At 66.9% G+C, this 13,010-nt stretch carries 11 protein-coding genes; 9 read left to right on the top strand and 2 right to left on the bottom strand.

All coding sequences use genetic code 11. From position 1 onward, the window contains the following. Positions 1 to 312 precede the first annotated feature (312 nt). A complete protein-coding gene (gene gpmA, locus NW198_RS07940) occupies positions 313 to 1,077 on the bottom strand; it encodes a 2,3-diphosphoglycerate-dependent phosphoglycerate mutase (RefSeq protein ID WP_087313993.1) in 765 nt (254 codons plus the stop codon). Positions 1,078 to 1,202: 125 nt separating this feature from the next. On the opposite strand from gpmA, the gene NW198_RS07935 reads away from it, so the two are divergent. The 9 genes from NW198_RS07935 (at position 1,203) to NW198_RS07895 (ending at position 11,226) form a co-directional block, all read left to right on the top strand. Then, positions 1,203 to 1,415 carry a FeoB-associated Cys-rich membrane protein gene (locus tag NW198_RS07935; protein WP_087313995.1) on the top strand — a complete coding sequence of 71 codons (213 nt, stop codon included), beginning with the start codon at positions 1,203 to 1,205 and terminating at the stop codon, positions 1,413 to 1,415. A gap of 197 nt (positions 1,416 to 1,612) precedes the next feature. Continuing rightward, on the top strand, positions 1,613 to 2,911 hold the full coding sequence (locus NW198_RS07930; RefSeq protein WP_258340684.1) for a glutamine synthetase family protein: 1,299 nt from the start codon (positions 1,613 to 1,615) through the stop codon (positions 2,909 to 2,911). A 277-nt stretch (positions 2,912 to 3,188) separates the two neighbouring features. Then, positions 3,189 to 4,016, top strand: coding sequence for an ABC transporter substrate-binding protein (locus NW198_RS07925; protein ID WP_087313999.1), 828 nt, complete (start codon positions 3,189 to 3,191; stop codon positions 4,014 to 4,016). A gap of 63 nt (positions 4,017 to 4,079) precedes the next feature. Continuing rightward, positions 4,080 to 4,913, top strand: coding sequence for an ABC transporter substrate-binding protein (locus tag NW198_RS07920; protein WP_258340683.1), 834 nt, complete (start codon positions 4,080 to 4,082; stop codon positions 4,911 to 4,913). Positions 4,914 to 5,048: 135 nt separating this feature from the next. Next, positions 5,049 to 6,368, top strand: a complete 1,320-nt coding sequence (locus tag NW198_RS07915) for an amino acid ABC transporter permease (protein WP_087314003.1) — start codon at positions 5,049 to 5,051, stop codon at positions 6,366 to 6,368. After that, entirely contained in the window at positions 6,358 to 7,221 is an 864-nt protein-coding gene (locus NW198_RS07910) for an amino acid ABC transporter ATP-binding protein (protein WP_087314005.1), read from the top strand. Before NW198_RS07915 ends, NW198_RS07910 begins: the two co-directional genes overlap by 11 nt. Before the next feature lie 192 nt (positions 7,222 to 7,413). Next, the gene (locus tag NW198_RS07905) at positions 7,414 to 8,088 is read left to right on the top strand and encodes a response regulator transcription factor (protein ID WP_087314007.1); all 675 of its coding nucleotides are present in this window, start codon (positions 7,414 to 7,416) and stop codon (positions 8,086 to 8,088) included. 179 nt (positions 8,089 to 8,267) lie between these two features. After that, positions 8,268 to 9,662, top strand: coding sequence for a S1C family serine protease (locus NW198_RS07900; protein WP_258340682.1), 1,395 nt, complete (start codon positions 8,268 to 8,270; stop codon positions 9,660 to 9,662). Positions 9,663 to 9,834: 172 nt separating this feature from the next. Further along, positions 9,835 to 11,226, top strand: coding sequence for a DUF2130 domain-containing protein (locus tag NW198_RS07895; protein WP_258340681.1), 1,392 nt, complete (start codon positions 9,835 to 9,837; stop codon positions 11,224 to 11,226). Between the two features lie 8 nt (positions 11,227 to 11,234). Here NW198_RS07895 and NW198_RS07890 read toward each other — a convergent pair whose 3' ends face one another. Further along, positions 11,235 to 12,998, bottom strand: coding sequence for a 1-deoxy-D-xylulose-5-phosphate synthase (locus NW198_RS07890; protein WP_258340680.1), 1,764 nt, complete (start codon positions 12,996 to 12,998; stop codon positions 11,235 to 11,237). Positions 12,999 to 13,010 lie beyond the last annotated feature (12 nt).

Genomic DNA, 13,010 nt, shown 5'->3' with positions numbered 1-13,010 from the left:
GCCTCGTGCGGAATTAACCTAAGTTAACTTATTCTAACAACGTGCCGAGAAGAACGCGACTCGATTCCGGCACCGCATCGTTTAACCCTGCCCGAGCGACGGCCCCTCTCCCCGTCGCGCACGGCGACCCCAGCGCCACCTGCCACCCCCTCACGGCAGGTGGCGCAACTCTTATACTTTGGTTTTCCTGGTTGTTGGCGATTTGCGGCTTGAGACGCGGAAGGCCCCGGGTTTCCGGAGAGAAGTTCCGCGCAGCGCACTTCTTGTAGGAAACCCGGGGCCTTCCCCTTCGCGTTCAGAGACGAACGCTTCTTACTTCTTTGCCTTGCCCTGGTTGGCGACGGCGTTGATCTTGGCCTCGATGGTGGCGGGGTCGCCGATGTAGTGCTTGTCGACGACGTTCCAGTCCTTGTCGAAGGTGTAGGCGCACGGCACGCCGGTCGGGATGTTGACCTCGAGGATCTGCTCGGGGGTCAGCTTCTCGAACTGCATGACGAGGGCGCGCAGGGAGTTGCCGTGGGCGGCGATCAGCACGCGCTTGCCGGCCTCCATCTGCGGCTTGATCTCCTGCTCAAAGTACGGCCAGGCGCGGGCGATGGTGTCCTTGAGGCACTCGGTGTAGGGGAGGTCCTCCTTGGGAACGTCGCGGAACATCTCGAGGACGTGCGGGTCGCGCTCGTCGCCGGGCTCGAGGGCGGGCGGGCAGACGTCGAAGGAGCGGCGCCAGATCTTGACCTGGTCCTCGCCGTGCTCGGCGGCGGCGTCGGCCTTGTTCAGGCCCTGGAGGGCGCCGTAGTGACGCTCGTTGAGCTGCCAGGCCTTGTGGACGGGCAGCCAGTTGCGGTCGAGCTCGTCGAGCACGCAGTTGAGCGTGTGGATGGCGCGCTTGAGAAGCGAGGTGTAGCAGACGTCGAAGTCGTAGCCGGCCTCCTTGAGGGCCTTGCCGCCCGCGTGGGCCTCTTCGCGACCGGTGTCGGTGAGGTCAACGTCGGTCCAGCCGGTGAAGAGGTTGAGCTTGTTCCACTCGGACTCGCCGTGGCGGACGATGACAAGCTGCATGGTCTGATCGTCGTTCATTGGAGACACGTCCCTTCTTGATGCGGAGTTTGTGCGGCCGGTGCCGCCCAACATGTATAGTATGACGCAATGGGTATAGTTACCTACGGTTAACATCGAAGTTTCCCGCCAACCGGAGGAATGCCATGGGCCTGACGGACGTCATAGTCATCGCGGTGGTCGCCGTTCTTCTCGCCCTCGCGGTGCGCTCCGTCGTCCGCGGCAAGGCCGGCGAGTGCTCCTCCTGCGGCAGCAGGGGGTCGTGCTCGGCGCATGAGACGGGAGCTCCCTGCCCCGCCGCGCGTGACATGCTCAGAAACGTCGAGAAGAGCCTCGGCCCGCGCCCGCCCGAGGGTTGACGATCGCGCCGGGTTGACAATCGCGTCAGGTTATATTGTCAACCCTCCCAGAGGGTTGACAATATAACCTGACGCGATTGTCAACCCGGCGCGATCGTCAACCCGCCCCTCGTGAAACAACGGCGAAACACTCATATGAGACGCTGTCATATGCCGTATGTAACCCCTAGCCGGTTGACCGGGGAGGTACGCCACAGATGAGCAGCGAGAAGGACATCGACTTCGTCCTGAGGACCGTCGAGAAGCGCGACATCCGCTTCGTGAGGCTCTGGTTCTCGGACGTTCTTGGAAACCTGAAGTCGTTTGCGATTTCGCCCGAGGAGCTCGAGGAGGCGTTCGAGGAGGGCATCGGCTTCGACGGCTCGGCCGTCGACGGCTTTGCCTCGCTCGAGGAGTCGGACATGCTCGCCTTCCCGGACCCCAGCACCTTTGCGCTGCTGCCGTGGCGTCCCAGCGAGTCCGGCGTGGCGCGCGTCTTCTGCGACGTCTACACGCCCGCCCGCGAGCCCTTCGAGGGCGACCCGCGCCGCTGCCTCAAGAACGTGTTCACCCGCGCCGAGGAGCAGGGCTTTGTCCCCAACGTGGGTCCCAAGATGGAGTACTTCTACTTCGACAACGACCTCGACCCCGTGCCGCTGGACAACGCCGGCTACTTTGACCTCACGCCCATGGACACGGCCAACGACCTGCGCCGCCAGACCACGCTCACCCTCGAGAAGATGTCGATCCCGGTGCAGTACTCCTATCACGCCGCAGGCCCCTCCCAAAACGGCGTCGAGCTGCGCTTCACCGAGGCCGTGAGCTGCGCCGACAACATCATGACGGCGCGCCTGGTCATCAAGCAGGAGGCCTCCACCCAGGGCATGTACGCCTCGTTCATGCCCAAGCCCATCACCACGGCGCCGGGTTCCGCGATGTTCCTCTACCAGTCCCTGCTCGACCACGACGGCGAGAACCTCTTCTGGGCGCCCAAGGAGGAGCATGAGGCGCATCTCTCCGAGCTCGCGCAGCACTACATCGCCGGCATCCTCAAGTACGCGCCCGAGTTCACGCTCGTCACCAACCCCACCGTGAACTCCTACAAGCGCTTCATCTCCACCGGCGAGGTCCCCACGCACGCCACCTGGGGCCGCAAGAACCGCTCCGCGCTCGTGCGCATCCCCGCGCACAAGCCCGGCAAGCACATCGCCACCCGCATCGAGCTGCGCAGCCCCGACCCCACGGCCAACCCCTACCTCGCCCTCGCCGCGACGATCGCCGCCGGCCTCAAGGGCATCGAAGAGGGCCTGCCCCTGCCGGAGGAGGCCGCGGGCGGCGAGCGCCTGCCGCACACCCTCGGCGAGGCCGTCGACCGCTTCGAGTCCTCCGAGCTCATGCGCGAGGTCCTCGGCGACCACATCTTCGACTACCTCGTGCGTGAGAAGCGCGCGGAGTGGTACGAGTACTGCACCGCCGTCACCGACTGGGAGCGCGAGCACTACTACGGCGGCTTCTAGCCGATCAGGCCAGACGAGAAGGACGCGCCGCCCGGGGCCTCACGGCCTCGGGCGGCTTGCTCTTCTCGGCAAGCCGGCTTCCTGGCCCCACCGTTCTTCTCGGCAGATACGTGTCAATCCTGTTAAGAAACGTCCTGTGCCTGAAAAACGCCCCCGCCAAGGGCGAAACTGAACACTCGGCGACGGACGGGGCATGCGCCCTGACACGGGAAGACCCGTGCCACCGTCGGGAAAGGGCGTGACCACGCGCCGAAGCTATGGGGGAAGGAACCCTGACATGAAGCTCTCCTGCCGTTTTGCGGGCGGCCTCGCGGTCGCCTGCGCGCTGGCCCTGTCGATTTCGGGATGCAGCGGGGGAGGGCAGACGGACGCCCCCACCACCGGTGACGCCTCCGAGGCCGCCTACACCCTCGTCGAGGACGGCACGATCACCGTTGCCTCCGACCTGGCCAACGCCCCGCTCGACTTCGTGGACGAGAAGACCGGCGAGGCCCAGGGCTTTGAGATCGACCTCATCAACGCCATCGCCGACAAGCTGGGCCTGGAGTGCGAGGTCCTGCCCGCGATGAAGTTCGACACCATCGTCCCGCTCATCGAGCAGGGCGGCAAGGCCGACGTGGGCGTCTCCAACATCACAATCACCGACGCCCGCATGGAGCAGGTGGACTTCACCGACTCCTACATGGACTCCAACCAGGGCCTCGTGACGCTCGCGGCGAACGCCGACGTGACCGAAGACGACCTCAACGTCGAGGGCACCAAGATCGCCGTCCAGGCGGGCACGACCGGCGCGTCCTGGGCCGAGGAGAACCTGGCAGATGCCGAGATCGTGGCGCTCGACGACCCCGTCGTGGCGGTGACCGGCGTGCAGACCGGCCTCTACGCTGCCGCGGTGGCGGACCTGCCCGTGATGACCTACCTCTGCTCCAACTCGTTCACCGACTGCGCGGTGGCCATCGAGATCCCCACGGGCGAGCAGTACGGCATCGCCGTCAACAAGGACAACCCCGGCCTCACCGAGGCCATCAACGGCGCCCTGGCCGAGCTCGAGGAGGAGGGCTACATCTCCGAGCTCGAGGTCAAGTGGCTCGGCGCCGAGCTCTAGGCGATACGAGGGGGCAGCCCCTTTGTCTCATTGCACCTTTGACACCAATCGGGAGGAACTGAAATGACCAACATGAACAGGCGCAACTTCGTCGCCACCCTCGGCCTCGCCGGCACCGTGCTGCTCGCCGGCTGCAACGGCTCCGAGCAGCCCGCCGACGACGCCCAGACGACCGACGAGACCGCCGAGGAGGCCTCCTACACCCTCGTGAAGGAGGGCGTGCTCACCAACGTGGCCGAGCTCGGCTTCGCCCCGTTCGAGTACATCGACGAGGACGGCGTGACCGTGGGCTTTGACGTGGACCTCTCCAACGCCATCGCCGAGAAGCTCGGCCTCACCTGCGAGTGGCTGCCCAACCAGGCCTTCGACACCCTGGTTCCCACCATCGCCCAGGGCGGCAAGGCAGACATCTCCATCGCCGGCATGACCATCGACGACACCCGCCTCGAGGAGGTCGACTTCTCAGACCCCTACCTCAACTCCAACCAGGGCATCGTCGCGCTCGCCGGCTCCGGCGAGACCTCCGAGACCCTCGACGCCGAGGGCGTGCAGGTCGCCTGCCAGACCGGCACCACCGGCAACTCCTGGATCGAGGAGAACCTGCCCAACGCCACCTGCGTGCCGCTGGCCGACGTCACGGCCGGCATGATGGGCGTCTCCACGGGCCTCTACAAGGCCATGGTCATCGACCTGCCCGTCGCCCAGAACATGATCGCCGAGTCCTTCTCCGACCTCGAGGTCGTCGAGGAGATTCCCACCGGCGAGCAGTACGGCATCGCCGTCTCCTACGACAACCCGGGCCTCAAGGACGCCATCAACGACGCCCTCGCCCAGATCGAGGAGGACGGCACGATGGACGAGCTCAAGCAGAAGTGGTTCGGCACCACCGAGGTCTAGGCGAGAAGAACGAGCGGGGTGCGGCGTGGCAATTTGACAATCTCGTCAGGTTAAATTGTCACATCGCATGGATGTGACAATTTAACCTGACGAGATTGTCAAATTGCCACGCCGCCCGCACGAAACGGAGGAAGCATGCAGCACAGACGGGGGGCGCTCCTCGTTGCCCTCGCCCTGGCGCTGACGGGCGTCTTTGCGACGACGCTCGCGACGCCGCTGACCGCCCAGGCGCTCACCACCGAGAAGGCCACCGCTCGCCCCAACGAGGACGGCGGCGACGGCGTCATCGGCGGCATGGACACGCGCCTCACTTGGGAGGGAACGGTCGAGCCCGGCGAGGAGGTCACCTCGGTCACGCTGAGCCTGCCCGAGGGGTCCACCTTTGACGGCTCCACCACGCGCATCACCGCCCTCGAGGGCCTCAAGCGCATGGACGTCACTGGCGAGGCGACGCCCGCCGGCAGCTCCATCACGGTGAGCTTTGACCAGGCAATTCCCGAGGGGTCGCTGCTGCGCCTCGAGATCACCAACATGCAGTTCCCCTCCGAGGGCGGGGAGTGCGTCGTCTCCGGCACCTACGTGAGCGGCGGCGCCGAGCAGAAGCTCGCGGACTCCAAGCCCATCGAGACCATCGCCAACACGCCGCTGCAGTCGGTCGTCAACTGGCTCGACGAGCAGCCGTGGGTGGAGGTCTGGAACTCCAACCAGTTCCTCGGCATGTTCCTCAAGCCCCAGCTGCTCGTGACGTCCTTCTCGTCGCTTGCGCCGGGCTGGGTCCTATGCCTGGGCATCGTGGTGGCGGCCTACCCGTTTGCCATCGCGCTGGGCCTGCTCTTCGCGATGCTCAAGATCTCCAAGTGGCGCATCCTGCGCGCCATCGCGGTGGTCTACATCAACGTGCTGCGCGGGACGCCGCTCTTCCTGCAGATCTACATCATGTTCTTCGGCCTGCCGATGCTCAACATCAACATCGACAACAACCTCCTGGGCATCATCGTCATGGCCATCAACTCCTCGGCCTACCTCGCCGAGATCTTCCGCGCGGGCATCCAGTCGATCCCGCAGGGCCAGTACGAGGCCGCGAGCTCGCTCGGCATGAACTACGTGCAGACGATGTTCACCATCATCCTGCCGCAGACCGTGCGCCGCGTGATCCCCACGGTGACGAGCGACTTCATCACCGCCTTCAAGGACACGTCGCTGCTCTCCTCGGTGGGCGTCATGGAGCTCATGATGTTCTCCAAGAACCTCACTACCGTAACGGGCAACATCACGCCCTACGTGGCCGCCGGCATCTTCTATCTCATCGTCACGCTGCCGCTGATCAAGGTCGTGGGCATCGTCGAGGAGAACATCGCCCGCTCCGAGCGCGGAGGCGGCCCGCGCCCCAAGCGTCGCGCCGACGTGGCCGACAATGCCGCCGCTCAGATGAAGGAGGCCGCCGATGTCTGCTAAGCTGCGTCACCGCGCCCCGGCCATCGAGGTCCCGCCCGCACTTCCCGCCGACGAGGCCGCGGCCATCGCCTACGAGGCCGACCAGGGCCTCACGAAGCACCACTTCACGCCCGGCGAGCACCCGATCGTGCGCATCGAGCACCTCAACAAGAGCTTCGACGACACGCTCGTGCTCAAGGACGTGAACCTCAACGTCTGGCCCGGCGAGGTCGTCGTGGTTCTCGGCCCCTCGGGCTCGGGCAAGTCCACGATGCTGCGCTGCATCAACCTGCTCGAGACGCCGAGCGCCGGCCACATCCTCATCGAGGACGACGAGATCACCAACAAGAGCGCGGCCGAGGTCAACAAGCTCCGCCGCGACGTGGGCATGGTCTTCCAGCAGTTCAACCTCTTCCCGCACCTCACGGCCAAGGAAAACGTCATGATCGGCCAGACAAAGGTGCTCAAGAAGGACCGCGCCGAGGCCGAGGCCGAGGCCCTCAAGCAGCTCGCCGCCGTGGGCCTTGCCGACCGCGCCGACTTCAAGCCCGCCCAGCTCTCCGGCGGCCAGCAGCAGCGCGTCGCCATCGCGCGCGCCGTGGCCATGCACCCGGGCGTGCTGCTCTTCGACGAGCCCACCTCCGCCCTCGACCCCGAGCTGGTGCGCGGCGTCCTCGACGTCATGCGCGACCTCGCGGAGAACTCCGGCATGACCATGATCGTGGTCACCCACGAGATGGGCTTCGCCCGCGACGTCGCGGACCGCGTGGTCTTCATGGAGGACGGCGTGGTCGTGGAGCAGGGCCTGCCCGAGCGCGTCTTCGACCATCCCGAGAACCCGCGCACCGCGGAGTTCCTCGGCAGCATCGACTAGCGGCGCGCTCCCGGCGGTGCCTCTCACCTGCGGTTGGTTTGAAACATATCGTTTCCGACGTGTTAACCGCCGTCTCGGGACCGTTTCCGAGCTGCGGCTCGTTTACGGAGTTCTGACAACGCCCCCGTTTCGTGCGGGGGCGTTGTGCTAATCTTTTTCAATACATGTGCGCATCATCCGGGAGGACATAGGATGCACCACAAGAACATCCTGCTCGTTTCTGCCACCACGCGGCTGCACGATCGCATGCGGGAGCTCTCGCACGCGATCGACGTCTCCATCGCCCTCGCGAGCGAGGAGACCTTCTCGCAGGCCGTCTCCTCCGGTCACGAGTTCGACCTCGTGATTCTGGACGGCGAGGGCATGAGCCAGGACATCCTGAACGCCGTCGACTCCTTCGTCCAGGAGAACGGCTTCATCCCGATGCTGCTCGTCCAGGACCCGGACAAGCTCGCCACCCTGCACATGCCCACCCAGGGCAAGAACGACTTCATCCTCTCCAACGCCGGCTCCGCCGAGTTTGAGCTGCGCTGCACGCTGCTTCTGTGGCCGGGCGAGGAGAGCGCGCCGGCCGACCTCGTGACCGTGGACAACATGACGATCAACCTGGCCACCTACCAGGTCTACATCGATGACAAGCCCGTGGACCTCACGCTCATGGAGTACTCGCTGCTGTCCTTCCTGGCCACGCACCCCTCGCGCGCCTACTCGCGCGAGACGCTGCTGCACCGCGTCTGGGGCTTCGAGTACTGCGGCGGCACGCGCACCGTGGACGTCCACATCCGCCGCGTCCGCTCCAAGGTCGGCCCGCAGGTGGCGAGCCACATCGTCACCATCCGCGGCGTGGGGTACCTCTTCCGCGTCTAGTGAGAAGGGTCGCGTGCCTGTTCTTCTCGCGTCGTTTTAAGGAAACGGAAAGCATCGTGCCGGGGAGGTGGTCTTCTCCGGCACGTCCGTTTTTGACGTCCTGAAGCGGGTACATTCCTCGTGGCCCCAAGTTGAGCCCGTCCCTTGCAGGACGCTTCTGCACGAGAGAGGGAAAGATCATGAGCGACTATCCGTACGGCGAGAACAACAGCTTCGGTCAGGGTCCGCAGGACGCGGACGAGCAGCGCACCACCCGACGCCCTCCCATCCCCGGCGCCGACCTCGCCAATGACGCGCCACGCGCCGCGCACGCCGAGAAGGACGACGAGCCCGGGGTCGCCCCGCAGGACCCGCAGCCCGAGACCCCCAAGAAGCCCCGCCCGCTGCTGCGGGCCGTCGTGGCCGGCCTGCTCGGCGGCGTGATCGGCGCGGGCGCGCTCACCGGGGCGCTCTATGCGGGCGGCGTGGTCGGCAACACGACCGTCGTCACCGGCGGCAGCTCCGGACAGCAGGTCACCATCGACCCGGCCGACGAGGACCTCACCGTCGCCAACGCCGTGGCCGCCAAGGCGCTGCCCTCCGTGGTCACCGTCTACAGCACCACGGCGCAGGGCGAGGGCATGGGGTCGGGCGTCATCTACGACACCAACGGCAACATCATCACCAACAACCACGTCATCGAGGGCGCGGAGTCGATCTCGGTCACCCTCGACGGCAAGAGCTACGAGGCCACGCTCGTGGGCACCGACGCCTCGAGCGACGTCGCGGTGATCCACGCCGACTTCGGCGACGCCGAGGTCACCCCCATCGAGGTGGGCAGCTCCGCAGATCTTCAGGTGGGTGACTGGGTCATGAGCGTGGGCAGCCCCTTCGGCCTCGAGAACTCGGTCTCCCAGGGCATCGTCTCGGCGCTCTCGCGCAACACGCTGCTCGAGGGCTCGTCGGGCAACACCCTCTACACCAACCTCATCCAGACCGATGCCACGATCAACCCGGGCAACTCCGGCGGCGCGCTCGTGAACGACGAGGGCCAGCTCGTGGGCATCTGCACGCTCTACTCCTCTGACACCGAGAGCTTCGCGGGCATCGGCTACGCCATCCCGAGCGACTACGCCACCGAGATCGCCGACAAGATCATCGCCGGCGAGGACGTCACCCACGCCTACATCGGCCTCACGATGCAGACCGTGAACGCGCAGAACGCCTTCCGCAACAACCTCGCCGTCGATCAGGGCGCCTACGTCGTCGAGGTCGCCGAGGGCGGCCCTGCCGCCGCGGCGGGCATCGAGGCGGGCGACGTCATCACCAAGATCGGCGACACCGACGTCACCTCCGCGGACACCGCGATCCTGGCCGTGCGCTCCCACAGCGAGGGCGAGACCGTGTCGGTGACCGTCATGCGCGGCAGCGAGGAGATGGCCTTCGACGTGACGCTGGGCTCCGACGAGGCGCTCCAGGAGCAGCAGGAGCAGCAGAACCAGACCGTCAACGTCAACGGGCAGGACGTCTCGCTCGAGGACCTCATCAACCTCTATGAGCAGTATCAGCAGATGAACCCCTTCGGCGGCCGCTAGCTCGGAGCCGACGCCATCCGTTTGCCAGAGGCGACTCGGGGCCCGCGACGAAGCGAAAGCTGCGCCGCGGGCCCTTTCTTCGCGCGTGACGGGAAGGTGTGCGGAACTTCTCGGCAATTCTTGTCCGCTCGTACGGGTACCCTAGGGGAGACGAGAAGAACGGGGGGAAGCGATGGCAGAGATCAAGTGCCCGCACTGCGGCGAGGTCTTCCGGGTCGACGAGACGGAGTACGCGCAGATCGTGCGCCAGGTGCGCGACGCCGAGTTCCAAAAGGAGCTCGAGGCCCGCGAGCAGCTCGCCGAGCGCGAGCGCGCGAGCGCCGTGGACGCCGCGGTCGCCCGCGAGCGCCAGGATGCCGAGCGCCACATGGCGAAAAAGGACGCCGAGCTCGCCCGGCTGCGCGCCGAGCTCGATCGCGGCCAGGACGCCCTCGCCCTGGCCCGCGCCACGGCGGAGAAGGACCTCTCCGAGCGCCTCGCCGCCTCCCAGCAGCGCATCTCGGCGCTCGAGGCGCAGCTCGCGGCCCGCGAGTCCGCGTTCGCGACCGAGAAGGCGCTTGCGGTCAGCGAGGCCACCGGCGAGCAGGACCGCAAGATCGTCGAGCTCGAGGGGCAGGTGAGCGCGGCGAGGCTCGAGCGCGAGCAGGTCGAGGCGTCGCTGCGCCAGCAGCTCGTCGAGCAGGCGGCACACAAGGACCAGACCATCCGCGACCGCGAGGACGAGATCGAGCGCCTGCGCAACCAGCGCTCGCGCCTCACGACCAAGCTCATCGGCGAGACCCTCGAGCAGCACTGCGAGATGGAGTTCAACCGCTGGCGCGCCACGGGGTTTCGGGGCGCGGAGTTCCACAAGGACAACGAGGTCGTCGGCGGCTCCAAGGGCGACTACGTCTTCCGGGAGGCAGATCCTGAGGGCGTGGAGATCGTCTCGATCATGTTCGAGATGAAGAGCGAGGAGGACGCCTCGGCCGCCCGCAGCCGCCACAGAAACGCTGACTTCTTCAAGAAGCTCGACCAGGACCGTCGCAACAAGGGCTGCGAGTACGCGGTGCTCGTCTCGACGCTCGAGCCCGAGAGCGAGCTCTACAACGCCGGCATCGTCGACGTCTCCTACGAGTACGAGAAGATGTACGTGATCCGTCCGCAGTTCTTCATCCCCATGATCACGCTGCTGCGCAACGCCGCGGAGAACGCCCATGACTATCGGCGAGAGCTCGCGGACATCCGGCAGCAAAACATCGACATCACGCGCTTCGAGGACGCGCTCGAGGACTTCAAGGACAAGTTCGGCAGAAACTACGAGGCCGCGAGCCGCAAGTTCCAGTCCGCGATCGACGAGATCGACAAGACCATCCAGCACCTCCAGAAGGTCAAGGACAACCTCACCTCGTCGGAGAACCAGCTGCGTCTGGCCAACAAGAAGGCCGACGAGCTTACCATTCGCAAGCTCACGTGGAAAAACCCCACCATGCGGGACAAGTTCGCGGAGGCCCGCGCGGCTGCGGAGGAGGCCCAGGCGGCCAGCGAGAAGGATGATGCCGTCGAGCCCGACGCGGTGGAGTAGGGGGCGCCTCAGGCCTCGAGCAGCGCGAGGACGTCTGATACGACGCCCTCGACGGTCATGCCGCAGCGGGCGAGGAGCTCGTCGGGCTGATAGCGGTCCACGAAGGCGTGCGGCAGGCCGTAGCAGCGCACACGCACGTCATCGCAGGCGAGGGCGCGCGCCACGCGCTCCCCGAAGCCGCCCTCGAGGATGCCGTCCTCGAGCGTGACGATGACTCGGTGCCCCGCGGCAAGCCGTCCGAGCAGGTCCTCGTCGGCGGTCGTCGCCAGGCGCGGGTTCACGAGCGTCGCCCGCACCCCGCGCGCGGCCAGGGCGTCCGCGATCTTCTCGCCCAGCGGGAAGAGGTCGCCCAGGGCGAGCAGCGCCACGTCGCAGCCGCGACGCGCGACCTCCCAGCCGCGTGCATAGCCGCCCTCGGGGCGCTCGAAGTCGGGACGCGACGTGACGTCCGCCACCGGGACGCGGATGGCGACGGGGCCGTCCTCGTAGGCGAGCGCCCAGGAGAGCATGTCGAGGTACTCCTCGCGACAGGTGGGGGCGAGGTAGGTCAGGCCCGGCATGGCGCCGAGCATGGGGATGTCAAAGAAGCCGAGGTGCGTGGCGTCGGTCGTGCCGTACGCGGACGCCCCGAAGACCAGGATGGTCGCGGGGGCGAGACCGGCGTTGAGGCACAGGTCGTGCCAGAGCTCGTCGTAGGCGCGCTGGAGGAAGGTGGCGTAGACGCCGAGGACGGGATGGGCGCCCGCGCGGGCGAGGCCCGTCACGTAGGTGACGGCGTGCTCCTCGGCGATGCCCACGTCGACGAAGCGCCTTCCGGCGCGCTCGCGCATCTCGGGCGTGAAGCCCATGATGTAGGGGGTCGCAGCGCTCACGGCCACGAGTCGCTGGTCCGCCTCCATGTGCCCCACGAGGAACTCGCCGGTGATGCGCGCGTAGTCGACGCTCGCGCCGGGGACGGCGGGCAGGCCGGTCTGCACGTCGAAGGGCGCCGCATGGTGCCAGGTCTCGGGGTCGGCCAGCGCGGGGGCGTAGCCGCGGCCCTTCTCGGTGTGCACGTGCAGGACCACGGGGTGCTCGCACCCGCGCAGCTCCGCGAGGGCGGCCTCGAGCGCGGCGACGTCGTGCCCGTTCTCGAGGTAGCGGTAGTCAAAGCCGAGCGAGCGGAAGACGTTGCGCTCCGCCCGTCCGCCCGTGGCGCGCAGCTCCGCGAGGTTGCGGTAGATGCCGCCGTGGTTGGGCGCGATGGACCACTCGTTGTCGTTGACCACGACGATGATGCCGCTGCCGAGGGCGGCCGCGTTGTCGAGCCCCTCGAAGGCGAGCCCGCCCGAGAGCGAGCCGTCGCCGATCACGGCGACCACGTCGTACCTCTCGCTCGCGAGGTCACGCGCGCTGGCCAGACCGCACGCCAGGCTCACCGAGGTCGAGGTGTGGCCCATGGCAAAGAGGTCGTGCTCGGACTCCCCGGGGTTGGAAAAGCCCGAGACGTCCTCGTAGCGCGCGGGATCGAGAAACGCCTGCGCGCGGCCCGTGAGCATCTTGTGCGCGTAGGTCTGGTGCGAGACGTCGAAGACGATCTTGTCGCGCGGGGTCGAGAAGACGCGGTGCAGCGCCACCGTGAGCTCGACCACGGCGAGGTTGGGCCCCATGTGCCCGCCGACGTGCGCGGAGCGCTCGATGATGGCCGTGCGAATCTCGTCGCACAGCGTCTGAAGCGCGGAGGAGGGGAGGGCCTTGACGTCCTCGGGACCGTTGATGCGCTCGAGATACACGGGACCTCCTTC

Source organism: Thermophilibacter sp. ET337, assembly GCF_024733715.1.
GTDB lineage: Bacteria > Actinomycetota > Coriobacteriia > Coriobacteriales > Atopobiaceae > Thermophilibacter.
Note: the sequence above shows the minus strand (reverse complement) of the source record. Positions and strands in the feature narration are given on the sequence as shown.

What these genes read in the sequence shown, in the direction of transcription:
- NW198_RS07935 (WP_087313995.1), top strand. Translation starts at nt 1,203, where the DNA reads ATGGGCCTGACGGACGTCATAGTCATCGCGGTGGTCGCCGTTCTTCTC.
- NW198_RS07905 (WP_087314007.1), top strand. Translation starts at nt 7,414, where the DNA reads ATGCACCACAAGAACATCCTGCTCGTTTCTGCCACCACGCGGCTGCAC.
- gpmA (WP_087313993.1), bottom strand. Translation starts at nt 1,077, where the DNA reads ATGAACGACGATCAGACCATGCAGCTTGTCATCGTCCGCCACGGCGAG.
- NW198_RS07895 (WP_258340681.1), top strand. Translation starts at nt 9,835, where the DNA reads ATGGCAGAGATCAAGTGCCCGCACTGCGGCGAGGTCTTCCGGGTCGAC.
- NW198_RS07915 (WP_087314003.1), top strand. Translation starts at nt 5,049, where the DNA reads ATGCAGCACAGACGGGGGGCGCTCCTCGTTGCCCTCGCCCTGGCGCTG.
- NW198_RS07920 (WP_258340683.1), top strand. Translation starts at nt 4,080, where the DNA reads ATGACCAACATGAACAGGCGCAACTTCGTCGCCACCCTCGGCCTCGCC.
- NW198_RS07925 (WP_087313999.1), top strand. Translation starts at nt 3,189, where the DNA reads ATGAAGCTCTCCTGCCGTTTTGCGGGCGGCCTCGCGGTCGCCTGCGCG.
- NW198_RS07910 (WP_087314005.1), top strand. Translation starts at nt 6,358, where the DNA reads ATGTCTGCTAAGCTGCGTCACCGCGCCCCGGCCATCGAGGTCCCGCCC.
- NW198_RS07930 (WP_258340684.1), top strand. Translation starts at nt 1,613, where the DNA reads ATGAGCAGCGAGAAGGACATCGACTTCGTCCTGAGGACCGTCGAGAAG.
- NW198_RS07900 (WP_258340682.1), top strand. Translation starts at nt 8,268, where the DNA reads ATGAGCGACTATCCGTACGGCGAGAACAACAGCTTCGGTCAGGGTCCG.